This is a genomic window from Sporichthya brevicatena (genome assembly GCF_039525035.1).
GTDB classification, from domain to species: domain Bacteria; phylum Actinomycetota; class Actinomycetes; order Sporichthyales; family Sporichthyaceae; genus Sporichthya; species Sporichthya brevicatena.
The window spans coordinates 1-545 of record NZ_BAAAHE010000080.1 but is presented as its reverse complement, the minus strand read 5'-3'; the positions used below and the strand labels follow the sequence as shown (position 1 = coordinate 545).

Here is a 545-nt window from a genome sequence, read left to right as displayed (position 1 = left end):
GGACGATCTCGGTCACTCAATGCCTCCGCAACAGATGGGGGTGACGGTCATGCGACGGACTCGCCGCTGCGGCAGCCGCAGGGGGAGCAGCCGTCGGGGGCGTCGCGGTCACGACGCGTCCTCCCGGACGAGGCGATAGCGCACGTCGGACTCGGGGCGGATGGGCAGGCCAAGCAGGTCCTTGCCGGACTTCTCGAACTCGGCGACCTGCATGACGTAGAGGAAGGTGCGGAACGTCGCCTCGTTCGTCGTGACCGGGATCAGCTCGGCACCGTTCGGGGTGATGTGCACTGCGGCGGAACCGTCGACCTCCGGCATAGGCCGCTCGTCGTGCTGGTCGTCGGCGAGCAGCACCTCGGCGAACTGATAGGCCGACAGTTGAAGGACCGTCTCGGGGAAGATCCCGGACTTGTTGGTCTTGAGATCGACGAGCAGGAGCTTGCGGCCGATCCGCGGCAGGGTGAAGTAGGCGATGAGGTCGCCGGACCCGGCGTAGCCGTGCCTGTAGGAGGCGATGCCGAATTCGACGTGGACCGGTTCGACCT

The 545-nt window shown here is 66.8% G+C and carries 1 pseudogene; it reads right to left on the bottom strand.

Annotation, left to right across the window (positions count from 1 at the left end):
• Nucleotides 1-108: 108 nt before the first annotated feature.
• Nucleotides 109-545: pseudogene (locus ABD401_RS25005) on the bottom strand (hypothetical protein); the annotation flags it as partial.